Source organism: Robertmurraya sp., assembly GCF_036676585.1.
GTDB lineage: Bacteria > Bacillota > Bacilli > Bacillales > Cytobacillaceae > Robertmurraya_A.
Window position 1 is genome coordinate 1 of record NZ_JAKFCQ010000120.1, and the last position, 23,971, is coordinate 23,971.

The following is a 23,971-nucleotide window of genomic DNA, read 5'->3' on the forward strand; positions in this document are numbered from 1 at the left end:
GGTGACGTGTGGAGCTGACTGATACTAATCGATCGAGGACTTAACCAAATTTAAGATGAAACGTATTTCTTCTTCTTCATTCATTATCTAGTTTTGAAGGAATGATTCCTTCAAGTGAATACTAGTTTAGTGGCGATAGCGAAAAGGTCACACCCGTTCCCATACCGAACACGGAAGTTAAGCTTTTCAGCGCCGATGGTAGTTGAGGGTTTCCCTCTGTGAGAGTAGGACGTCGCTAGGCAAATAAAAAAAGCACCTGAATGGGTGCTTTTTTTATTGTGTATTTTTATTTGATATATAATCACTTTTATGACCAGAATAGATAAAATACCCCACAAACGCTCTGTTCTTCAGTGAATCTGTCTTAAACTTACTTTATTCTCCATTTTATAGAATCATATTTATGTATTCTTTCCTAGTTTGCGAGCACGAAATTTGGGGAAAAATTTATAAGGTGTTGTTCATTGCATGAAACTACGTTCATCATGTATAATTAATGTCAAATATAGTCAAAGTCAGAGAGGGGGGATATGGTGAGGAATATCTCCGATATCATTGAACAGTACTTAAAGGAAGTACTCGAGATGAGTGAAAGAGAGCTCGTTGAAATTAAGCGTAGTGAAATAGCTGATAAGTTTCAGTGTGTACCATCACAAATCAACTACGTAATAAACACACGATTTACCATTGAAAAAGGGTATGTTGTAGAAAGTAAACGAGGTGGTGGTGGATATATTCGAATTATGAAGGTTCAATCACACGATAATGCTCACCTTATTGACCAGCTGCTAACTGTGATCTCTTCTAGAGTGTCACAAAGTAGTGCAGAGCACGTGATTTTCAGACTAGTTGAGGAAGATGTGATCTCAACGAGAGAAGCAAAAATTATGCTCAGTGTCATTGATCGCTCCGTCCTGTATATTGACTTACCATATCGTGATGAACTTCGTTCGAGAATGCTAAAGGCTATGTTAACAACATTAAAATATAAGTAAGAAGAATTCTACGCCTTTAGAAAAGAGTAAAGCCATTTATTGAGGTGAGTAACATGATTTGTCAGGAGTGTAATGAAAGGCCAGCTACACTTCATTTTACAAAGATTAATAATGGTAAAAAAACTGAGTTTCACTTATGTGAGGTTTGTGCTCAAGAAAAAGGAGAGCACTTTGTAGTCACTAACACGTCAGGTTTTTCCATTAATAATCTATTGGCTGGGCTATTAAACTTCGATCATAACTACCAGCTTGCTCAACAAAAAGCTTCACTTTATGAGCAACAACAAGTATTGCAATGTGAAAGCTGTTCGATGACATATAAGCAATTCATTCAAGTCGGGCGGTTTGGATGTGCTCATTGCTATGAGACGTTTAGGGATCAGCTTCAACCGATACTACGACGGCTCCATAGTGGAAACTCCACACATAATGGGAAGATACCTAAGCGAATAGGTGGAAACATTCACTACAAAAAGAAAGTTGAAGAACTAAAGGTTGATTTAAAGTCTGCAATAGAAAACGAAGAGTTTGAACAAGCAGCAATTGTAAGGGATGAAATTAGAGAAATTGAAAAGCTGTTACGCAGTGAAAGTGAAGGAGAGGAATAGTACATGTCTCTTGAAAAATTTATTAATCAAGCCATAAGCTCATGGATGAGTGCAGAAGGGCCTGATTCAGACATTGTTCTAAGTTCTCGAATTCGGCTGGCGCGGAATATAAATGAGTATAAGTTCCCCACCCTCTTCTCTAATGAGGAAGCACTAGATGTTATTCAGACAATGGAGAAGGCATTATTAAATCATACCATTCCTAACTTAAGTCAATTAGAGCTCCTAAGAATGGAAGAACTTCAGCCAATACAAAAACGAGTATTAATGGAGAAGCATTTAATCAGCCCTCATCTAGTTGAAAACTCTGCTCTAGGTGCCTGTCTTTTATCCGAAAATGAAGAAGTTTGCATTATGGTTAACGAAGAAGATCATATCCGAATTCAATGCTTATATCCAGGATTCCAGGTGAGCGAGGCGTTAACACTGGCTGATCGCATTGATGATGAATTAGAAGAGCATATCAATTATGCCTTCGATGAAAAGGTAGGATACCTAACGAGCTGTCCGACGAATGTAGGGACAGGGATGCGGGCTTCTGTTATGATGCATCTACCAGGTTTGACATTAACTCAACAAATGAATCGTATTATTCCAGCCATCAATCAACTTGGTCTCGTCGTTAGAGGAATGTATGGAGAGGGTAGTGAGGCGTTAGGTAACATCTTTCAAATATCTAATCAGATCACGTTAGGTAAATCTGAAGAGGATATTGTTGAGGACTTAAAGGGAGTTGTCAGCCAACTAATTGCCCAGGAAAGATCCGCTCGTGGGGCATTAGCAAAAACTTCTAACATACAATTAGAAGATAGAGTTTTTCGCTCCCTAGGTGTTCTAACACATAGTAGAATCATTGAAACAAAGGAAGCAGCCAACTGCTTATCTGATGTAAGATTAGGGATTGATATGGGTTATATTGAAAACATATCAAAAAATATTTTGAATGAATTAATGATATTAACACAGCCAGGATTTCTCCAGCAATACGCGGGAGGACCACTAAGACCCAACGAGCGTGATATTCGTCGCGCCTCTTTAATAAGGGAAAGAATAAAAATGGAAAATTAACCTTAGTTAGGAGGATGTTCACATGATGTTTGGACGTTTTACAGAGAGAGCTCAAAAGGTACTTGCATTAGCCCAGGAAGAAGCTATTCGTTTAGGTCATAACAATATTGGAACAGAGCATATTTTACTTGGGTTAGTAAGAGAAGGCGAAGGTATCGCTGCAAAAGCATTATATGCTTTAGGATTAGGATCAGAGAAAATACAAAAAGAAGTAGAAAATCTGATTGGTCGTGGGCAAGATGCTTCTCAGACGATTCACTATACACCGAGAGCAAAAAAGGTAATTGAACTTTCTATGGATGAAGCAAGAAAGCTTGGTCATTCATATGTAGGAACAGAGCATATTTTGCTTGGTCTTATTCGTGAAGGTGAAGGAGTAGCAGCAAGGGTATTAAACAACTTAGGGGTCAGCTTAAACAAAGCAAGACAGCAGGTGCTTCAACTCTTAGGTAGCAGTGAGTCAAGCAATCATCAAGGTGGTACAGCAGCAAGCGCTAATACACCTACCTTAGATAGCTTAGCAAGAGATTTAACAGCTATTGCTAGAGAAGGAAGTCTTGATCCGGTTATTGGAAGAGCTAAGGAAATTCAGCGTGTGATCGAGGTATTAAGCCGACGAACGAAAAATAACCCCGTGTTAATTGGGGAGCCTGGAGTAGGGAAAACAGCTATTGCTGAAGGTTTAGCCCAACAAATTGTAAACAATGAGGTTCCTGAAACATTAAGAGATAAGCGTGTTATGACGCTTGATATGGGTACAGTTGTAGCAGGTACAAAATATCGCGGTGAGTTTGAAGACCGTTTAAAGAAAGTTATGGATGAAATCCGACAAGCAGGAAATATCATCTTATTCATAGATGAGCTTCATACCCTTATAGGTGCGGGTGGAGCAGAGGGTGCGATTGATGCTTCAAATATCTTAAAGCCTTCTTTAGCTCGTGGGGAACTTCAATGTATTGGGGCAACAACCCTCGATGAATACCGTAAATATATTGAAAAGGATGCAGCTCTAGAAAGACGTTTCCAGCCAATCATGGTAGATGAACCAACTGCGGATGAATCTGTTCAAATCTTAAAAGGATTGAGAGATCGTTACGAAGCACATCATAGAGTATCCATTACGGATGAAGCGATTGAGGCAGCTGTAAAATTGTCCGACCGTTATATTTCGGATCGTTTTCTTCCTGATAAGGCCATTGATTTAATAGATGAAGCAGGTTCAAAAGTAAGACTTCGTTCTTACACGACTCCTCCAAACTTAAAGGAGCTTGAAGCAAAGCTTGAAGAGGTTCGTAAGGAAAAGGATGCTGCTGTTCAAAGCCAAGAATTTGAAAAGGCTGCATCATTACGAGATTCAGAGCAAAGACTTCGTGAACAATTAGAAGAGACAAAGAAAACATGGAAAGAGAAGCAAGGACAAGAGAACTCAGAGGTTACTGTCGATGATATTGCTACGGTTGTAGCTAGTTGGACTGGAATTCCAGTATCACGCCTGGCACAAACAGAAACAGATAAGCTATTAAAGCTTGAAGAAATTCTTCATTCTCGTTTAATCGGTCAAGAGGAAGCTGTAAAGGCAATATCAAAAGCTGTACGTCGTGCTCGTGCTGGTTTGAAAGATCCAAAGCGCCCTATCGGATCGTTTATTTTCCTTGGTCCAACAGGTGTTGGTAAAACGGAGCTTGCACGTGCATTAGCAGAGGCCATGTTTGGTGACGAGGAAGCAATGATTCGCGTTGATATGTCGGAGTATATGGAAAAACATTCGACTTCCAGACTAGTAGGTTCTCCTCCAGGTTATGTAGGATATGATGAAGGTGGACAATTGACAGAAAAGGTTAGAAGAAAACCATACTCTGTTATTTTATTAGATGAAATTGAAAAGGCGCATCCAGATGTATTTAATATTTTGCTTCAAGTCCTAGAAGATGGTCGTCTAACTGACTCAAAAGGAAGAAGTGTTGATTTCCGTAATACAGTTGTTATTATGACTTCTAACGTTGGAGCAGAAGCGTTAAAGCGTAATAAGTATGTTGGCTTTAACATTCAAGATGGAGAACAGGACTTTAAAGATATGAAGGGTAAGGTAATGGAGGAGCTGAAAAAGGCATTCCGTCCAGAGTTCCTAAACCGTATCGATGAGATTATTGTTTTCCATTCGTTAGAGAAAAAGCATTTGAAACAGATTGTAACATTAATGTCTGATCAGCTAATTAAGCGATTAAATGAACAGGATATTACGTTAGAGCTAACAGATGCTGCAAAAGAGAAGATTTCTGAGGAAGGGTATGACCCTGAATACGGTGCTCGACCTTTAAGAAGAGCGATTCAAAAGCATATTGAAGACCGTCTATCAGAAGAGTTATTAAGAGGAACGGTTCTAACAGGACAAAAGGTTGTCATTGATTATGTGGATGGTGATTTTGCTGTAAGGGCAGGAGAACCCATTCATAAATAATCGTAAAGAATAGGGTGCACACGTAAGAAATTACGTGTGCCTTCTATTTTCTGTTGGGAAATACTTATCACTGCAATGAATTTACAACATGTCTTATAATAAGAGAGTATGGCAAGGAAGGTGTAAAGGGGGATATAAGTTTGGCAAAAGTAAAAACAAAATTTATGTGTAATGATTGCGGCTATGAATCTCCCAAATGGATGGGGAAATGCCCTGGGTGTGGACAATGGAATACGATGGTGGAAGAAATAGAAAAAAAGGTGTCTAATCATCGCGCAACCTTTGCTCATTCAGTAGGTTCAACAACCATGTCTAAAGCAACACCAATTACCTCAATTGAAACGATTACAGAGCCCCGTATACAAACGGATTTGGTCGAGTTAAATCGTGTGTTAGGTGGAGGAATTGTTAAGGGCTCCCTTGTGTTAATAGGCGGTGATCCCGGAATTGGAAAATCCACCTTGCTATTACAGGTTTCCTCTCAACTGGCAAAAAAGCAACATTCCGTTCTTTATATTTCAGGGGAAGAGTCAATGAGACAGACGAAGCTAAGAGCAGATCGACTAGGAATAGCATCAGAAAACTTACTCGTCTATTCTGAAACAGACCTAGAAGAGATCAGTCGAACGATTGAAAAGGAAAACCCGAGTTTCGTGATTGTTGATTCTATCCAAACCATTTTCCATCCTCAAGTAACCTCAGCACCAGGAAGTGTCTCTCAAGTAAGAGAGTGTACAGCTGAGCTTATGAGAATAGGTAAGACAAAGGGCATTGCTATTTTCATCGTAGGCCATGTGACAAAAGAAGGCTCGATTGCAGGTCCTAGACTTCTCGAACATATGGTCGATACCGTTCTATATTTTGAAGGGGAGCGCCACCATACGTATCGGATCGTCAGAGCGGTAAAAAACCGTTTTGGTTCCACAAATGAAATGGGAATTTTTGAAATGAAGGAATTTGGATTGGAAGAGGTTCATAATCCATCTGAGATATTTCTTGAGGAGCGATCTCAAGGTGCTGCAGGATCGACAGTAGTTGCTTCGATGGAAGGTACTCGACCGGTTTTAGTAGAGATACAAGCACTTATCTCACCGACTAGTTTCGGAAATCCTAGGAGGATGGCTACAGGCATTGATCATAACAGAGTGTCACTGTTAATGGCTGTGTTGGAGAAACGAGTTGGTTTGCTACTCCAAAACCAGGATGCATACTTAAAGGTTGCTGGTGGAGTGAAGCTGGATGAACCAGCTATTGATTTAGCTGTAGCGATTAGCATTGCTTCAAGTTTCCGTGATAAGCCAACCAGACCAACGGATTGTATTATTGGTGAAGTAGGTTTGACAGGGGAGATAAGAAGGGTATCAAGAATAGAGCAGCGTGTTCAAGAAGCTGCCAAGCTAGGGTTTGAGAGAGTCATTATCCCTGCCAACAACATAGGTGGGTGGTCAGCCCCAAAAGGGATTCAGTTGATTGGAGTTTCTACTGTAGCAGATGCACTTAAAGCGACATTTGAATAAGTGAAAGATAAAGGGTAAAAAATTGACACCAATATTTGCTAGGTGCTACCCTTAGTAATAATAAACATGTGAAATCACCCGCAATTATACTCTATAACAAAGAGATTACAGGATAATGACAAACAATAATTTCTATGAAATATTACGTTTCAATTTATAGAATTTGTTTATAATGTATAAAAGGAGGTGAAGGAATGTTAAAGCGAATTGTTCAAGCCTGTTTCTTAATTACAGGTGGTACTTTAGGGATCTTTTTAATCTCTGATTTATTAACACTTATATCATTAGACGACATTCCTCTGATAAATAATCATTATGTTACCGCTATTTTAGGTGCTATTATTTTTTATCTTATTACTTTTTGGGCGGTCGATTATGTCGTCAATTTCGTGAAATGGGTAGAAGAATCTCTTGTAAAAGTACCTATAACAGATATTATCTTTGGTAGCGTAGGATTAGTATTTGGGTTAATTATTGCCTTTTTAGTTGGTTATGCTTTAACGGGTATTGAAGTACCTATTTTAAATACGGTAGCTCCCGTACTACTGACACTTCTATTTGGTTATTTAGGTTTCCAGGTTGGTTTTAAAAAGAGAGACGAGTTATTATCCCTTTTTACAAAATCAAAAAAGAAGTCTAGTGATGAAGAATCAGAGGCTGAGAATACAAATGCCAAAAATGAATTAAAAATATTAGATACGAGTGTTATTATTGATGGACGTATTGCAGATATCTGCCAAACAGGATTTTTAGATGGAACCATTGTTATTCCACAATTTGTCCTTGAAGAATTGCAGCATATTGCTGATTCCTCTGATGTATTAAAGCGAAACCGTGGTAGAAGAGGTCTTGATATTTTAAATCGAATTCAAAAAGAACTAGCCATGAATGTAGAGATATATGAAGGCGACTTTGAGGATGTACAAGAGGTAGATTCAAAACTTGTTAAGCTTGCAAAGCTAACAAGCGGGGTAGTCGTAACCAATGACTTTAATCTAAATAAAGTGTGTGAACTTCAGAAGGTTGCTGTATTAAACATTAATGACTTAGCAAATGCCGTTAAGCCAGTTGTATTGCCTGGAGAAGAAATGAATGTCCAAGTTATAAAAGATGGCAAGGAGCATAACCAAGGTATTGCTTATCTCGATGATGGCACGATGATTGTTGTTGAAGATGGTAGAGATTATATTGGGAAGCAGCTTGATGTATTGGTAACAAGTGTACTGCAAACATCAGCTGGTCGAATGATTTTTGCTAAACCGAAATTACTAGAAAAAGCATTATAGAAATAGTTAGGGGATATCTTATGTCTTACCAAGTTATTATCCCTGCAGCAGGACAAGGGAAAAGAATGCGGGCAGGCAAAAATAAGGTGTTGCTTCAGCTAAAGGATATTCCTATATTAATTCATACACTCAAGGTATTTGAATTAGATGAGGCATGTCAGGGAATTATTTTAGCTATTTCAGCCGGAGATGAAGATCATTTTTCCAGCCTTTTAAAAAAGTATCGAATTAAAAAGGTTACTTCCCTTGTTGCTGGTGGGAACGAAAGACAGCATAGTGTTTATAATGGGTTGCAAGCTGCAAAGAAAGAGGGAATTGTTCTCGTTCATGATGCAGCTAGGCCATTTATTGAAAAAAGAGTAATCCATGAATTAGTAGCGGTAGCTGAAAAGGATGGAGCGGCTGTAGTAGCCGTCCCTGTTAAGGATACGATTAAGAAGGTAAATAATTTTGAAGTAGTTGAGACGATTGAGCGTTCAAGCTTGTGGGCCATTCAAACCCCACAAGCTTTTCGCGTGTCGTTGTTAGAAGAAGCTCATAACTTAGCGTTGGAACAGAAGTTTTTAGGGACGGATGAGGCAAGTTTAGTAGAACGATTACATATACCTGTAAAAATTGTTGAGGGTGACTACGATAATATTAAACTGACGACACCAGAAGATTTGTATTTTGCAGAGGCAATCATAAAGCAACGTGACTACCAAAAGAGGGGACTTTAATAACGATGTTTAGAATTGGACAAGGATTTGACGTTCATCAGCTCACAGAGGGTAGACCTCTAATTATAGGAGGAATAACGATTCCTTATGAAAAAGGATTGTTAGGGCATTCCGATGCAGATGTCCTTCTTCACACAGTGACAGATGCTGTCTTAGGAGCGATAGGTGAAGGAGATATTGGCAGACACTTTCCGGATACTGATCCAGAGTTTAAGGATGTCGATTCAGCAAAACTTCTTGAACATGTATGGTCATTAGTTGAGAATCGAGGATATGAGCTAGTGAATGCTGATTGCACTATTATTGCACAAAGACCGAAGATGGCACCATACATTGAACAAATGAAGAACCGAATTGCTGAATTACTGAAGGCTACACCAGAACAAGTAAATGTTAAAGCAACAACAACAGAAAAGCTTGGGTTTACTGGAAGAGGAGAAGGAATTGCTTCTCAAGCAGTTGTGCTCTTAAAAAAGAAAGAGCTCTAGGAATTGTCTTTTCACAATGATAAAATAAATCTCAAAAATAGATTGAACTCTTTAGGAGGAAAAATAGAATGTCTAACACTGTACGTGTTCGTTATGCACCAAGTCCAACGGGGCATTTACATATTGGAAACGCTCGTACTGCGCTATTTAACTACTTGTTTGCGCGTCATCAAGGTGGAAAGTTTATTATCCGAATTGAAGACACCGATAAGAAGCGTAATATTGCTGGCGGGGAAGAAAGTCAGCTTAAATACTTAAAATGGTTAGGAATAGATTGGGATGAGAGCGTTGATGTCGGTGGATCATATGGTCCATACAGACAATCAGAACGTAACGACTTATATGAAGTGTACTTTAAGCAACTTCTAGAAGAGGGCAAAGCTTATAAATGCTATTGTACAGAGGAAGAACTAGAAGCAGAACGTAATGAGCAAGCGGAGAAGGGTGAGATGGGTGGCTATTCAGGGAAATGCCGTCATCTAACGAGTGAGCAGTGCGAAGCTCTAGAAAAAGAAGGACGACAACCAAGCGTACGCTTTTTGGTTCCAAGTGGGAAGGTTTTCAGCTTTAACGACATGGTCAAAGGTGATGTATCTTTTGAGGCAGATGGAATCGGTGGAGATTTTGTCATTGTAAAAAAAGATGGAACACCGACTTATAATTTTGCTGTTGCTGTTGATGATCACTTGATGGAAATTACACATGTGTTACGTGGAGATGACCATATTTCTAATACACCAAAGCAAATGATGATTTACGAAGCATTAGGTTGGGAAACACCAGTGTTTGGACATATGACATTGATCGTAAACGAAAGCCGAAAGAAGCTGAGCAAACGTGATGAGTCCATTATTCAGTTCATTGAACAGTATGAGGAATTAGGATATCTTCCTGAAGCATTATTTAATTTTATTACCTTACTCGGCTGGTCACCATCTGGAGAAGAAGAGATTTTCTCGAAGGAAGAGCTGATTTCCATTTTTGAAGCGAATAGACTTTCGAAATCTCCAGCTCTATTTGATAAGCAAAAGCTTACATGGATGAATAACCAGTACATGAAGAAGCAAGATGTTGATGTTGTGTATGGGCTTGCTCTACCGCATCTTCAAAAGGCGGGTCTTGTTAGTGAGGCTATGACTCCAGAGGAAATAGAATGGACGAAAAATCTCGTAGCGCTTTATCAAGATCAGTTAAGCTATGGGGCTGAAATTGTCGAGCTATCTGAGTTATTCTTCAAGGAGGAACTAGAGCTAGAGGAAGAAGCAAAGGCGGTTCTTCAGGAGGAGGGCGTGAAGGAAGTATTATCTACTTTTGCGAGTGAGATTGAAAAGCTTTCAAGCCTGCAATCAGAGGATGTTCAAGCAACTTTGAAGATCGTTCAAAAAGCAACAGGACAAAAGGGTAAGAAGCTCTTTATGCCAGTTCGTGTTGCTGCTACTGGTCAAACACACGGCCCAGATTTACCTAAAGCAATTGCTTTAATTGGTAAAGAAAAAATATTACAACGAATTGTGAGCATTATTGGTTAACAGATTGGAAAAAATGTAATATAGTAAAGATAATTATATAATTTAGAAAATGTTGAAGAGGAAAAGTAAAAAAGCAATGCTTTCTAGAGAGAACCATCATCGGCTGAAAGTGGTTTAAGCCCCTTGTTTTTTGAAGTGCCCCTCTGAGTCCTGATTCGAAACGGGTCATTCCCCTAGTAGAATGAGGCGGATTTCTTCCGTTACAAGAGTTGAGTTGAAGTAACAATTAGGTTACTTAAACAGAGTGGAACCGCGCATACAAGCGTCTCTGTCATTTTTGACAGGGGCGTTTTTTATTTTCACAAAAAATGCAGCATTTACGTTTAGGGGGAACGATAATGTTTAAAATGCTAAAGGAAGATGTTGAAGTAGTTTTTGAACAAGATCCAGCGGCAAGGACGTATTTGGAGGTTATCTTAACATATTCAGGTTTGCATTCCATCTGGGCTCATCGAATGGCGCATGCTCTATATAAGAGGAAATTTTATTTTATGGCAAGGGTCATATCGCAGGTAAGCCGCTTCTTCACAGGGATAGAAATTCACCCAGGTGCAACCATCGGAAGGCGTTTTTTTATCGATCATGGCATGGGGGTTGTCATCGGTGAAACATGTGAAATTGGTGACAATGTGACTGTGTTTCAGGGAGTTACACTAGGGGGAACGGGAAAAGAGAAAGGAAAGCGACATCCAACTATTAAGGATAATGCTCTTATTGCAACGGGTGCAAAAGTATTAGGATCGATCACGGTTGGTGAAAATTCTAAGATAGGAGCAGGTTCTGTCGTACTAAAGGATGTCCCTCCAAATTCGACAGTAGTTGGGATTCCTGGGAAAGTGGTAATAAGGGATGGAAAGAAAGTAGAGAAAGATTTAAATCACTGTGATCTACCAGATCCAACTGGCGACCGTTTCAAAGCATTAGAAGCGGATATTTACAATTTAAGAAAACAACTAGAACAGGTAGAGAAGGAAAGGAGCTACGAGCATGAGCATTCAAATATATAATACACTGACTCGTTCAAAAGAGCCGTTCATCCCTCTAGAAGAGGGTAAAGTAAAGATGTATGTTTGCGGTCCTACAGTTTATAACTATATCCATATAGGAAATGCAAGACCACCCATTGTGTTTGATACAGTAAGAAGATATTTAGAGTACAGAGGATATGAGGTTCAATATATCTCCAATTTCACTGATGTGGATGATAAGCTTATTCGTGTAGCAAATGAGCTTGGAGAAGATGTCCCAACGATTGCTGATCGTTTTATAAAAGCATACTTTGAAGATGTAACAGCACTCGGATGCAAAAAAGCAGATGTTCATCCTCGCGTAACAGAAAGTATGGATATTATTATAGACTTTATTTCTACATTGATTGAAAAGGGATATGCCTATGAGTCCGAGGGCGATGTATACTATCACACTCGTAAATTCAAGGAGTATGGAAAATTGTCTCACCAATCGATTGATGAACTGAGACTAGGTACGAGAATTGCCATCGGTGAGAAGAAACAAGATTCTTTAGACTTTGTACTTTGGAAGGCAGCAAAGCCGGGTGAAATTTTCTGGGAAAGCCCATGGGGGAAAGGAAGACCAGGCTGGCATATTGAGTGCTCTGCAATGGCGAAGAAGTATTTAGGTGATACGATTGACATTCATGCAGGCGGACAGGATCTGGCTTTCCCGCATCATGAAAATGAAATTGCGCAATCAGAAGCGTTAACAAACAAAACATTTGCGCGCTATTGGATGCATAACGGGTACATTAATATTGATAATGAAAAAATGTCAAAATCACTAGGAAACTTTGTTCTTGTACACGATATTATCAAAAAACATGATCCGCAAGTACTAAGATTCTTTATGTTAGCAGTACATTATCGCAATCCCATCAACTATACAGATGAGTTGTTAGAAAATACAAAGGCAGGACTTGATCGATTAATAACTTCTTACCAAAACTTAAAACATCGACGTGAGGCTAGTGCCAATTTAACGGACAATGATCAAGAATGGTTGACAAAGGTTACTACCTTACATGATGAGTTTGTACGTGATATGGATGATGATTTTAATACAGCTAATGGAATCTCTAAGTTATTCGACTTATCTAAGTTGGCTAACATGTATCTTATTGAAAAAAATACATCTATCACTGTGATCGACGCATTTATGAGTGAGTTTGAAGTGTTATTTGGAATCTTAGGTTTAACTCTTGAAGCAGATCAACTGCTTGACGAAGAAATAGAAGCATTAATCGAACAACGAATCCAGGCTAGAAAAGATCGAAATTTCCAGTTATCTGACCAAATTCGTGATCAGTTAAAAGATATGAATATTATTTTAGAAGATACGCCTCAAGGCACAAGATGGAAAAGAGGCTAAAATATGCTTCACTTTGAAAATACGATAGATGCAAAACAATTGAATAGTCTCGCGCTAGCATATATAGGGGACTCCATTTTTGAAGTATATGTTCGGAGATACCTTCTTCAATCTGGGAAGGTACGACCGAATCAGCTTCATAAGGAGTCGACGAAATATGTATCAGCAAAAGCTCAATGTCAATTCATCCATCACTTTCTGGATTCGAAGCTCTTAAGTGAGGAAGAAGAGGCTGTTGTTAGAAGGGGCAGAAATGCAAAATCTGGAACAGTGCCAAAGAACACAGATGTACAGACATATCGCTATGGGACAGCGTTCGAAGCATTAATCGGATATCTATATTTAATGAACAGAGAGGAGCGACTTGATGAATTGATCGAAGTTGCCCTCTCTCAAGTTGGAGAATGAAAGGAGGAACAATAATATGAGCCAAGACTTTATTATTGGGAAAAATCCAGTTATAGAAGCACTAAAGTCAGAACGCGATGTGAATAAAATATTTATCGCAGAAGGTTCCCAAACGGGTCAAATGCAACAGGTCATTGGGCTAGCAAAAGCACAAAATGTCATCGTTCAATTTGTTCCTAAAAAGAAAATCGACCAGATGGTAGAAGGAAATCACCAAGGGGTTGTAGCGGCAGTAGCTGCCTATCAATATGCGGAGCTAGATGACTTGTTTAAGGCGGCAGAAGCAAAAGGTGAAACACCATTTTTCCTTTTGTTAGATGAAATTGAGGATCCGCATAATCTAGGATCCATTATGAGAACAGCTGATTCCACTGGTGCACACGGAATTATCATTCCGAAACGACGAGCAGTTGGGTTAACAGCAACTGTTGCAAAAGCATCAACGGGTGCCATTGAATATGTTCCTGTTGTCCGCGTGACGAATATGGCACAAACCATTGATGAGCTAAAGGAACGAGGTTTATGGATTGCAGGGACAGATGCAAAGGGCAAACAGGACTTTCGTTCGCTTGATGGGACAATGCCTTTAGGTCTTGTGATTGGTAGTGAAGGAAAAGGAATGGGAAGACTCATCCGTGATAAATGTGACTTTTTGGTTAGCCTGCCAATGAAAGGACATGTCACCTCTTTAAATGCTTCGGTAGCGGCTGCCCTTTTAATGTATGAGGTGTATCGAAAACGATATCCGCTAGAGGGATAAAATGGACATTCTGTTAGTGGATGGATACAATATCATCGGAGCTTGGCCAGAGCTTCGAGAGCTAAAAAATAAGGATTTAGCATCAGCTCGGGACCGTTTAGTTGAGAGGATGGCCGAGTATCAAGCTTACTCAGGCTATCGTGTCATCGTTGTATTCGATGCCCATTTTGTAAAAGGAACAGAGAAAAAGTATAAGAATTATAAAGTCGAAGTTATATTCACAAGAAATAATGAAACAGCGGATGAACGCATTGAAAAACTTGCGATCTCTTTAAATAATAGAAAAACTCAGATTCATGTGGCAACCTCTGATTTTACGGAACAATGGGCCATATTTGGACAAGGTGCACTAAGAAAATCAGCACGAGAGTTATTAATAGAGATGGACTCGGTTGAAAAGAAGATAGAAAAGAAGGTACAAAAAATTCAGGAAAATAGCCCTACTTCAAAAATTCCATTAAGCAGTGAAGTGGCAGAAATTTTTGAAAAATGGCGAAGAGGAAAGCGATGAGCAGTTGACGCTTTAAAAAAGGCTACTGTATAATATTTCTATCTATGCTTGTTCGGTCGGGGGGATCCGAAGTGAATGCTGACTACAAGACAACAAAAATCAACGAAAATTATTTACATTTCATACAGCTTGAGGATGAGGAAATAGTTGATTTAGTGCACAAAGGTGATAGTGAAGCATTAGATTACTTGATTCATAAGTATCGAAATTTCGTTAGAGCTAAAGCTAGATCCTATTTCTTAATCGGTGCTGACAAAGAAGACATTGTTCAAGAAGGAATGATCGGTCTTTACAAAGCGATCCGAGATTTCCGAGAAGACAAGCTCACCTCTTTTAAAGCGTTTGCAGAACTGTGTATCACGAGACAAATTATTACCGCTATTAAAACGGCAACGAGACAAAAGCATATTCCGCTGAATTCTTATGTGTCGTTGGACAAGCCGATCTATGATGAAGAATCCGATCGAACGTTAATGGATGTTATTTCTGGAGCTAAAGTGTTAGATCCGGAGGAACTTATTATCAATCAAGAGGAATTTGATCATATTGAGGTTAAAATGGCTGAGCTTCTTAGTGATTTAGAGCGGAAGGTACTAGCTCTTTACCTAGATGGTCAGTCTTACCAGGAAATATCAGAGGAGCTCAACCGTCATGTGAAATCCATTGACAATGCGCTCCAACGTGTGAAAAGGAAGCTTGAGAAATATCTTGAGGTAAGGGAGCTCACCCTGTAATATGACAGGTATATGGTAATAGAGCTCTGTTGACATTGATAAGTGTCCATGATACAGTTTTATGGACAAAATAGTAAGTTAGAGGTGGCATTTTTGACAAAAAAGGTAGTTTTGGCCTGTGTAACTTGCGGTTCGAGAAACTATTCAACGATGAGCAATAAAGAGTCGGAACGGTTAGAGCTGAAGAAGTTTTGTAGAACATGCAGTGCTCATACCATCCACCGTCAAACAAAGTAGTAGGCACCACCTATAGATAGAGTAAGACAAGGAAGTTGGGGGTATACACATGCAGCGCGTAGTCAATTTTTTTAAAGATGTCAGCCGCGAAATGCGCAAAGTTAGTTGGCCAAAGCGTAAGGAACTGACAAACTACACAGTTACGGTATTAGCTACAGTTATATTTTTTGCTCTTTTCTTTGCTGTAATAGATTTAGGGATTTCAGAATTAATTCGTTTAATTCCTTGAATAACACCCGTAACATAATGGTATAATGGTAACAAACATAGGAAACTTTTAGCAAAGCCCGGTAACGGGTTTTTTCATTTGTAAAAAAAATAAAGGCTAACAATGCTTTCTAGTTTAATAAAATGGATATTTTCATATAGGGAGGGAAGGACAATTCGTCCTCGACAATGGAAAAGAATTGGTATGTAGTTCATACTTACTCGGGCTATGAGAACAAGGTAAAAGCAAACCTTGAAAAACGTGTAGAGTCTATGGCGATGCAAGACAAAATCTTTCGCGTGGTAGTGCCTGAAGAAGAAGAAACAGATATTAAGAATGGTAAAAAGAAAGTAGTTAAAAGAAAGGTGTTTCCAGGTTACGTATTGGTTGAAATCGTGATGACAGATGACTCTTGGTATGTTGTTCGAAACACTCCTGGAGTAACTGGTTTCGTAGGTTCAGCTGGATCTGGTTCTAAGCCGACTCCTTTACTACCGGAAGAAGTGGATTTCATCCTTAAACGTATGGGACTTGAGCAGAAGCGTGTGGATGTAAACTTTGAACTTGGAGAAATGGTACAAGTCAAGGAGGGGCCATTTGCAAACTTTACTGGATCTATTGAAGAAATAGATAAAGACAAGTCTAAAGTCAAGGTTCTTGTAAATATGTTTGGTCGAGATACCCCTGTAGAACTTGAATTTACACAGATTGAAAAAATATAACCTGAAAAAACTTGAAATAGGTTTCGAAAAGTGGTAATATTTCAAAGGTCAGTATGTCTCAAACTTTGAGACCGGACAAAAGGAAACAGTTCTTTATTTTAAATAAAGACTATTATATGAGTGGGAGGGGAAAATCCCCTATTACCACATCACGGACTTAAGGAGGTGTGTCTCGTGGCTAAAAAAGTAATTAAGATTGTTAAGTTACAAATCCCTGCAGCTAAAGCTAATCCAGCACCACCAGTTGGTCCTGCACTAGGTCAAGCCGGTGTTAACATCATGGGATTCTGTAAAGAGTTCAACGCTCGTACAGCTGAACAAGCTGGCTTAATCATTCCTGTTGAGATTACGGTTTTTGAAGACCGTTCATTTACATTTATTACAAAAACTCCTCCTGCTGCAGTTCTTCTTAAGAAGGCGGCTGGTATCGAGTCTGGTTCTGGTGTACCGAACCGTAATAAAGTAGCAACAGTCAAGCGTGACAAGGTGCGCGAGATTGCTGAAACAAAAATGCCTGATCTAAATGCGGCTAGCGTTGAAGCAGCTATGCGTATGGTTGAAGGTACTGCACGCAGCATGGGTATTGTTATCGAAGACTAATTCATGCTCGAATTTTTCTTTAGTTAAGGGGTTGCGGTGTTGAATTTGGTTTCACGCGCAACCTTTCTTATGTCTAGCGATTGTGCGATATGCACAGTGCTGTTATTCGTGGGAGGTTAGTTAAGAACTTTTCCGCTAAAACCACAATCTAGGAGGAAATAAAAATGGCTAAAAAAGGTAAGAAGTTTTTAGAAGCTTCAAAGCTTGTTGACCGTACAAAAGCATATCCGGTTGAAGAAGCTATTGAACTTGCTAAAAAGACAAACTTTGCAAAGTTTGATGCATCTGTAGAAGTTGCTTTCCGTCTTGGAGTAGATCCAAAGAAAGCTGACCAACAAATCCGTGGAGCAGTTGTGCTTCCAAACGGAACTGGTAAAACACAACGTGTACTTGTATTTGCTAAAGGTGAAAAGGCGAAAGAAGCTGAAGCAGCTGGCGCTGATTATGTAGGAGATGCAGACTACATCAACAAGATCAACCAAGGTTGGTTTGAGTTTGACGTAATCGTTGCTACACCTGACATGATGGGTGAAGTTGGTAAGCTTGGTCGTGTATTAGGACCTAAAGGCTTAATGCCAAACCCTAAGACTGGTACAGTTACATTTGATGTAACTAAAGCAGTTAACGAAATCAAAGCTGGTAAAGTTGAATACCGTGTTGATAAAGCTGGAAACATCCACGTACCAATCGGGAAAACTTCTTTTGAAAACGAAAAGCTTGTTGAGAACTTCACTACAATTTTCGAAACAATGCTTAAAGTGAAGCCTTCTGCTGCAAAAGGAACTTACATGAAGAACGTAACTGTTACTTCAACAATGGGACCTGGAGTAAAAGTAGACCCTTCAACTGTAAATGCAAAGTAATTTGAAAATATAATTGACAACAGAATGAAATTCTACTAGAATAGATTTTGTTGTGAAAATAGAATAACATTTGTACCGCAGACAGTAGGTGCCTTTAAGGCTTAATTTCCTACCGAGGTCATACGATAGATTGAACAGTTCGTGTAAACGACTATTGTATACTTCCTCCATGTCTGCAAGGCATGGAGGTTTATATTTTCCGGTATAAATGTAGTAAATCTACAGGAGGTGTAAGGATGAGCAACGCTATCGAAACTAAAAAAGTAATCGTAGACGAAATCGCTGATAAGTTAAAAGCTGCTAAAACAACAGTTGTTGTTGACTATCGCGGTTTAAATGTTTCTGAAGTAACAGAACTTCGTAAACAACTTCGTGAAGCTGGTATTGAGTTCAAGGTTTACAAAAACTCTTTAACTCGTCGTGCTGCTGAAGCTTCTGAACTTGCTGGCCTTAACGACGCTCTTACAGGTCCTAACGCTATTGCATTCAGTAACGAAGATGTAGTTGCCCCAGCTAAAATTTTAAATGACTTCGCTAAAAAGCATGAAGCTCTTGAAATTAAAGCAGGTGTAATTGAAGGGAACGTTGCATCATTAGAAGATATTAAGGCTCTTGCTGAACTACCATCACGCGAAGGCTTACTATCTATGCTACTCAGCGTACTTCAAGCTCCAATCCGCAACCTTGCTCTTGCTACAAAAGCTGTTGCAGATCAAAAAGAAGAACAAGGCGCGTAAGTTAGAAATATCGTTCGTGAAATAAACTAAAACAAACACAATTTTAAGGAGGAACTTTTATCATGACTAAAGAACAAATCATTGAAGCAGTTAAAAGCATGACTGTTTTAGAACTTAACGACTTAGTAAAAGCTATCGAAGAAGAATTTGGTGTAACTGCTGCTGCTCCTGTAGCTGTAGTTGGAGCTGCTGGTGGAGAAGCTGCTGCTGAGAAAACTGAATTTGACGTTGTTCTTGCTTCTGCAGGCGACCAAAAAATCAAAGTTATCAAAGTTGTACGTGAAATCACAGGTCTTGGACTTAAAGAAGCAAAAGAACTTGTTGACAACACTCCAAAAGCAGTTAAAGAAGGAGCTTCTAAAGAAGAAGCTGAAGAAATCAAAGCTAAGCTTGAAGAAGTTGGAGCAAACGTTGAAGTTAAGTAATAATGATATTGAAAGGCTCGCTGCATAAGCGAGCCTTTTGCTTTTTAAAAAAGGTTCGATTATAATTTTTTCGTATAAGTTTTCTCTACTAAAAATTCATGGAAGTGGTAGAATGGCAGAGCATTATTTCTCACGGGACCAAAAAGTTGAAAGTAATCGAAAGACATGGAGCTTTACACTAAGAAGTCAAAGTCTATCTTTTATTACCGACAATGGTGTGTTCTCAAAAAGTGAAGTAGATTTTGGGTCGAGGTTACTGATTGAGACTTTTCAATTTCCTAAGGTTGATGGCCCGATTCTTGATGTTGGTTGTGGCTATGGCCCGATTGGGATTTCTCTAGCAAAAGAACAACCAACCAAAGAAATACATATGGTAGATGTGAATGAGCGAGCGATTGGATTAGCAAAGGATAATGCAGCTCTAAATAAAGTTTCAAATGTAACTATATACGAGAGTGATCGGTTAACTCAGGTAAAAGGTAAGGGGTTTGCCGCAATCTTAACTAACCCTCCTATTCGTGCAGGAAAACAAGTAGTTCACGATATATTTGAACAAAGTTTTGATCATCTGGCTCCTGGTGGTGAGCTATGGGTAGTTATTCAGAAAAAACAGGGTGCACCATCAGCGATAGAAAAACTAAATGAAATATTTGATTCAGTTGAAACCGTTGAAAAGAAAAAAGGGTATTTTATTTTGAAAGCTAAAAAGATTTGACTTGACATTTTGGCTATGTTAATATTATAAAATGCCAACATGATATATTGTGTAAAATTGCTAAATTCAACTGTAGTTGTATAAATTTGGTAGTTTACGGCGATGCTAATTAAATAATAGTAGAAAATTGGAGAATGTGGTTTTTAAGAAAAAACCCTTTTTCTTTTTGTCTTATGAAAAAAGATACATGTAAGCGTTGAAGTCTTGAGTCGAGCGGTCAAGTGGGAAAATCCTCCTGTCTGGACAAAAACATCTCGTTTTCCTATCTATTTTTTATAAGAAATTTATAGAAGTAATCACAAAAGCTTGATTTGAGGGGTGAATCTGTTGACAGGTCAACTAGTTCAGTATGGACGACACCGCCAACGAAGAAGTTATGCGCGAATCAGTGAAGTTTTAGAATTACCTAACTTAATTGAGATTCAAACAGCTTCCTATCAATGGTTCCTTGATGAAGGATTGCGTGAAATGTTCCAGGATATTTCACCGATTGAAGATTTCACAGGTAATTTGTCATTAGAATTTATTGATTATAGTTTAAGCGAACCAAAGTATTCTGTTGAAGAATCCAAGGAACGAGATGTTACATACTCTGCTCCACTTCGTGTAAAAGTGCGTCTTGTTAATAAAGAAACTGGGGAAGTAAAAGACCAGGATGTTTTCATGGGTGACTTCCCGCTTATGACGGAAACAGGTACATTCGTTATTAATGGTGCCGAGCGCGTTATCGTATCTCAGCTTGTGCGTTCACCAAGTGTTTATTATAGTGGAAAACTTGATAAAAACGGAAAACGTGGATATACAGCAACTGTAATCCCGAACCGTGGTGCTTGGTTAGAATACGAAACAGATGCGAAGGATGTTGTGTACGTTAGAATAGATCGTACGAGGAAGTTACCCGTTACGGTTCTTTTGCGTGCATTAGGATTTGGTTCAGACCAAGAAATCATTGAGTTAATTGGAGACAATGAGTACATTCGTAATACTCTTGAAAAGGATAATACGGAAGGTACAGAGAAAGCTCTGTTAGAAATTTATGAGCGTCTTCGTCCTGGTGAACCACCAACGGTTGAAAATGCAAAAAGTTTACTTGTTTCTAGATTCTTTGACCCTAAGCGCTATGATTTAGCGAATGTAGGTCGTTACAAAATTAACAAGAAGCTGCATATAAAGAATCGTCTATTCGGTCAACGCCTTGCAGAAACATTGGTTGATCCTGAAACGGGAGAAATCATTGCAGAAAAAGGTGTGCTTTTAGACCGCCGTACGTTAGATCGTATTCTTCCACAATTAGAAAAGAATATTGGATTTAAGACCTTCACTCCAGTTGGAGGAGTAGTTCAAGAAGATATCCTTTTACAATCAATTAAGATTTTTGCTCCTAATGAGGATGGCGAAAAGGCAATTAATGTTATTGGAAATGCATATGTACCAGAAGCTGTTAAGAACATTGATCCATCTGATATTATTGCTTCCATTAGCTATTTCTTTAACCTTCTACATTCGGTAGGAGATACAGATGATATTGACCACTTAGGAAATCGTCGTCTGCGCTCAGTAGGAGAATTACTTCAAAACCAATTCCGTATCGGTTTATCAAGAATGGAAAGAGTCGTTCGTGAAAGAATGTCCATTCAAGATACAAATACGATTACACCACAGCAATTAATTAATATACGTCCTGTGATTGCGTCGATTAAAGAGTTCTTTGGTAGCTCTCAGTTATCGCAGTTCATGGATCAAACAAACCCATTAGCTGAGCTTACTCATAAGCGACGTTTATCAGCATTAGGACCTGGTGGTTTAACACGTGAACGTGCTGGATTCGAAGTGCGTGACGTTCACTACTCTCACTATGGTCGTATGTGTCCAATTGAAACGCCGGAAGGTCCGAACATTGGACTAATCAACTCTCTATCTTCCTTTGCAAAAGTAAATCGATTCGGGTTTATCGAAACGCCATATCGACGTGTAGATCCTGAAACAGGAAAAGTTACAAGTCATATCGACTACTTAACTGCAGATGAAGAAGATAACTATGTAGTAGCACAGGCAAATGTGAGACTAGGAGAAGACGGATCTTTCATAGATAACGATATTATTGCTCGTTTCCGAGGCGAAAACACGGTTGTTAATCGTGAGCGTGTAGACTACATGGACGTTTCTCCTAAACAAGTAGTTTCAGCTGCGACAGCATGTATTCCGTTCCTTGAAAATGATGACTCAAACCGTGCTCTTATGGGTGCGAACATGCAACGTCAGGCTGTACCATTGATGCAACCAGAAGCCCCTCGTGTAGGAACGGGAATGGAATATGTTTCTGGTAAAGACTCTGGAGCAGCAGTGATCTGTAAACACGATGGAATCGTGGAGCATGTTGAAGCTCGTCAAGTGTGGGTAAGAAGAGTGACTGAAGTAGATGGCCAAGAAGTAAAGGGCGATCTAGATAAATATAGAATGCAAAAATTCATTCGTTCAAACCAAGGTACTTGCTATAACCAAAGACCTATCGTGGCTGTAGGTAACCGTGTAACAAAAGGAGAGATCCTTGCAGACGGACCATCAATGGAGCTTGGAGAACTTGCTCTTGGCCGTAACGTTCTTGTTGCCTTCATGACTTGGGATGGTTATAACTATGAAGATGCTATTATCATGAGTGAAAGACTTGTAAAAGATGATGTGTATACTTCTATTCATATTGAAGAATACGAGTCAGAGTCACGTGATACAAAGCTTGGACCAGAGGAAATCACTCGTGATATTCCAAACGTAGGGGAAGATGCTCTTAGAAATCTCGATGAGCGTGGAATCGTACGTGTCGGAGCAGAAGTGAAGGACGGAGATTTACTAGTTGGTAAAGTAACGCCTAAAGGTGTAACAGAACTAACAGCTGAGGAACGCTTATTACATGCAATCTTCGGTGAAAAAGCACGTGAAGTTAGAGATACATCTCTTCGTGTACCTCACGGTGGGGGCGGTATTGTCCTAGATGTAAAAGTCTTTAACCGTGAAGATGGAGATGAGTTACCTCCAGGTGTAAACCAACTTGTTCGTGCTTATATTGTTCAGAAGCGTAAGATTTCTGAAGGGGACAAGATGGCCGGTCGACACGGGAATAAAGGGGTTATCTCACGTATCTTACCGGAAGAGGATATGCCTTTCTTACCAGATGGGACTCCGGTTGACATCATGTTAAACCCATTAGGGGTACCATCACGTATGAACATCGGTCAGGTACTTGAGCTTCATCTCGGTATGGCTGCAAGAGCACTAGGCATTCATGTTGCTTCTCCGGTATTTGATGGAGCGCGTGAAGAAGATGTTTGGTCAACTATTGAAGAAGCAGGTATGGCTCGTGACGCGAAAACAGTACTATATGACGGTCGTTCTGGTGAACCATTCGACAATCGTGTTTCTGTCGGAGTAATGTACATGATCAAACTTGCTCACATGGTTGATGATAAGCTACATGCTCGTTCAACTGGACCTTACTCACTTGTAACGCAACAACCACTGGGTGGTAAAGCACAATTTGGTGGACAGCGTTTTGGTGAGATGGAGGTTTGGGCATTGGAAGCTTACGGTGCTGCTTATACACTTCAAGAAATCCTGACGGTCAAGTCAGATGATGTAGTAGGTCGTGTGAAGACGTATGAAGCGATCGTTAAGGGTGAGAATGTTCCAGAACCAGGTGTACCAGAATCATTCCGCGTATTAATGAAAGAACTTCAAAGCTTAGGTATGGACGTTAAGATCCTATCAGGCGATGAGCAAGAGATTGAAATGCGCGATTTAGAAGATGATGAGGAAGTACAACAAGCTGATGCTTTGACGATTTTGCCTGATTTTGAAGAGTCTGAATCAGAAAAAGTAGGTACTAAAGAGTAATCAACTCACATAAATAAAGGCCATCTCCTTCACTGATGAGGTTTTAGGAGATGGGCTGATTTTTCAAGGAATCATTCCCTAACATATTGTTGGCAAAGAGACTTATTTAG

General features: G+C 39.3%; 24 protein-coding genes, 1 rRNA gene and 2 other annotated features. All 25 genes read left to right on the forward strand.

What is annotated here, in order from left to right; all coding sequences use genetic code 11:
* Nucleotides 1-125 precede the first annotated feature (125 nt).
* The 25 genes from rrf to rpoB all read left to right on the forward strand — a co-directional run bounded on the left by rrf (nt 126) and on the right by rpoB (nt 23,861).
* Nucleotides 126-241, forward strand: a 5S ribosomal RNA gene (gene rrf, locus ACGLXV_RS16145).
* 292 nt (nt 242-533) lie between these two features.
* Nucleotides 534-995, forward strand: a complete 462-nt coding sequence (locus tag ACGLXV_RS16150; protein ID WP_119706241.1) for a CtsR family transcriptional regulator — start codon at nt 534-536, stop codon at nt 993-995.
* A 53-nt stretch (nt 996-1,048) separates the two neighbouring features.
* A complete protein-coding gene (gene mcsA, locus ACGLXV_RS16155; RefSeq protein ID WP_119706242.1) occupies nt 1,049-1,603 on the forward strand; it encodes a protein-arginine kinase activator protein McsA in 555 nt (184 codons plus the stop codon).
* Nucleotides 1,604-1,606: 3 nt separating this feature from the next.
* On the forward strand, nt 1,607-2,671 hold the full coding sequence (gene mcsB / locus ACGLXV_RS16160; protein WP_119706243.1) for a protein-arginine kinase McsB: 1,065 nt from the start codon (nt 1,607-1,609) through the stop codon (nt 2,669-2,671).
* Nucleotides 2,672-2,693: 22 nt separating this feature from the next.
* Nucleotides 2,694-5,129: an ATP-dependent protease ATP-binding subunit ClpC gene (gene clpC, locus ACGLXV_RS16165; protein ID WP_119706244.1), complete on the forward strand. Its 2,436-nt coding sequence runs from the start codon at nt 2,694-2,696 to the stop codon at nt 5,127-5,129.
* Nucleotides 5,130-5,269: 140 nt separating this feature from the next.
* On the forward strand, nt 5,270-6,646 hold the full coding sequence (gene radA / locus ACGLXV_RS16170; protein WP_391559475.1) for a DNA repair protein RadA: 1,377 nt from the start codon (nt 5,270-5,272) through the stop codon (nt 6,644-6,646).
* Between the two features lie 194 nt (nt 6,647-6,840).
* Nucleotides 6,841-7,932, forward strand: a complete 1,092-nt coding sequence (locus tag ACGLXV_RS16175; protein ID WP_391559476.1) for a PIN/TRAM domain-containing protein — start codon at nt 6,841-6,843, stop codon at nt 7,930-7,932.
* A 20-nt stretch (nt 7,933-7,952) separates the two neighbouring features.
* Nucleotides 7,953-8,651: a 2-C-methyl-D-erythritol 4-phosphate cytidylyltransferase gene (ispD, locus tag ACGLXV_RS16180; protein WP_119706247.1), complete on the forward strand. Its 699-nt coding sequence runs from the start codon at nt 7,953-7,955 to the stop codon at nt 8,649-8,651.
* A gap of 5 nt (nt 8,652-8,656) precedes the next feature.
* Nucleotides 8,657-9,139: a 2-C-methyl-D-erythritol 2,4-cyclodiphosphate synthase gene (ispF, locus tag ACGLXV_RS16185; protein ID WP_391559477.1), complete on the forward strand. Its 483-nt coding sequence runs from the start codon at nt 8,657-8,659 to the stop codon at nt 9,137-9,139.
* Nucleotides 9,140-9,207: 68 nt separating this feature from the next.
* A complete protein-coding gene (gene gltX, locus ACGLXV_RS16190) occupies nt 9,208-10,668 on the forward strand; it encodes a glutamate--tRNA ligase (protein WP_391559478.1) in 1,461 nt (486 codons plus the stop codon).
* A gap of 43 nt (nt 10,669-10,711) precedes the next feature.
* Nucleotides 10,712-10,941: a binding site (T-box leader), on the forward strand.
* Nucleotides 10,942-11,006: 65 nt separating this feature from the next.
* The gene (gene cysE / locus ACGLXV_RS16195; protein ID WP_119706250.1) at nt 11,007-11,675 is read left to right on the forward strand and encodes a serine O-acetyltransferase; all 669 of its coding nucleotides are present in this window, start codon (nt 11,007-11,009) and stop codon (nt 11,673-11,675) included.
* On the forward strand, nt 11,656-13,053 hold the full coding sequence (gene cysS / locus ACGLXV_RS16200; protein WP_391559479.1) for a cysteine--tRNA ligase: 1,398 nt from the start codon (nt 11,656-11,658) through the stop codon (nt 13,051-13,053). Before cysE ends, cysS begins: the two co-directional genes overlap by 20 nt.
* A 3-nt stretch (nt 13,054-13,056) precedes the next feature.
* Nucleotides 13,057-13,461, forward strand: coding sequence for a Mini-ribonuclease 3 (locus tag ACGLXV_RS16205; protein WP_119706252.1), 405 nt, complete (start codon nt 13,057-13,059; stop codon nt 13,459-13,461).
* Between the two features lie 16 nt (nt 13,462-13,477).
* Nucleotides 13,478-14,221: a 23S rRNA (guanosine(2251)-2'-O)-methyltransferase RlmB gene (rlmB, locus tag ACGLXV_RS16210; RefSeq protein WP_119706253.1), complete on the forward strand. Its 744-nt coding sequence runs from the start codon at nt 13,478-13,480 to the stop codon at nt 14,219-14,221.
* A gap of 1 nt (nt 14,222) precedes the next feature.
* Nucleotides 14,223-14,732, forward strand: a complete 510-nt coding sequence (locus tag ACGLXV_RS16215; RefSeq protein ID WP_391559480.1) for an NYN domain-containing protein — start codon at nt 14,223-14,225, stop codon at nt 14,730-14,732.
* 44 nt (nt 14,733-14,776) lie between these two features.
* Nucleotides 14,777-15,466 (forward strand): RNA polymerase sporulation sigma factor SigH, encoded by a 690-nt coding sequence (gene sigH, locus ACGLXV_RS16220; protein ID WP_391559481.1) that lies wholly within the window; start codon nt 14,777-14,779, stop codon nt 15,464-15,466.
* A 93-nt stretch (nt 15,467-15,559) separates the two neighbouring features.
* Nucleotides 15,560-15,703, forward strand: coding sequence for a 50S ribosomal protein L33 (gene rpmG / locus ACGLXV_RS16225; RefSeq protein ID WP_119706256.1), 144 nt, complete (start codon nt 15,560-15,562; stop codon nt 15,701-15,703).
* A gap of 49 nt (nt 15,704-15,752) precedes the next feature.
* Nucleotides 15,753-15,932: a preprotein translocase subunit SecE gene (gene secE / locus ACGLXV_RS16230; protein WP_066058623.1), complete on the forward strand. Its 180-nt coding sequence runs from the start codon at nt 15,753-15,755 to the stop codon at nt 15,930-15,932.
* Nucleotides 15,933-16,099: 167 nt separating this feature from the next.
* Complete coding sequence (gene nusG, locus ACGLXV_RS16235; protein WP_391559482.1) at nt 16,100-16,633, forward strand: transcription termination/antitermination protein NusG; 534 nt, start codon at nt 16,100-16,102, stop codon at nt 16,631-16,633.
* Nucleotides 16,634-16,807: 174 nt separating this feature from the next.
* A complete protein-coding gene (gene rplK / locus ACGLXV_RS16240; protein WP_066058614.1) occupies nt 16,808-17,233 on the forward strand; it encodes a 50S ribosomal protein L11 in 426 nt (141 codons plus the stop codon).
* A gap of 164 nt (nt 17,234-17,397) precedes the next feature.
* Entirely contained in the window at nt 17,398-18,096 is a 699-nt protein-coding gene (gene rplA / locus ACGLXV_RS16245; protein WP_119706258.1) for a 50S ribosomal protein L1, read from the forward strand.
* 57 nt (nt 18,097-18,153) lie between these two features.
* Nucleotides 18,154-18,300 (forward strand) — a sequence feature (ribosomal protein L10 leader region).
* A 32-nt stretch (nt 18,301-18,332) separates the two neighbouring features.
* The gene (gene rplJ, locus ACGLXV_RS16250) at nt 18,333-18,833 is read left to right on the forward strand and encodes a 50S ribosomal protein L10 (protein WP_119706259.1); all 501 of its coding nucleotides are present in this window, start codon (nt 18,333-18,335) and stop codon (nt 18,831-18,833) included.
* A gap of 62 nt (nt 18,834-18,895) precedes the next feature.
* Complete coding sequence (gene rplL, locus ACGLXV_RS16255; protein ID WP_391559483.1) at nt 18,896-19,258, forward strand: 50S ribosomal protein L7/L12; 363 nt, start codon at nt 18,896-18,898, stop codon at nt 19,256-19,258.
* 112 nt (nt 19,259-19,370) lie between these two features.
* A complete protein-coding gene (locus ACGLXV_RS16260; protein ID WP_391559484.1) occupies nt 19,371-19,973 on the forward strand; it encodes a class I SAM-dependent methyltransferase in 603 nt (200 codons plus the stop codon).
* Between the two features lie 327 nt (nt 19,974-20,300).
* A complete protein-coding gene (gene rpoB, locus ACGLXV_RS16265) occupies nt 20,301-23,861 on the forward strand; it encodes a DNA-directed RNA polymerase subunit beta (protein ID WP_119706262.1) in 3,561 nt (1,186 codons plus the stop codon).
* Nucleotides 23,862-23,971 lie beyond the last annotated feature (110 nt).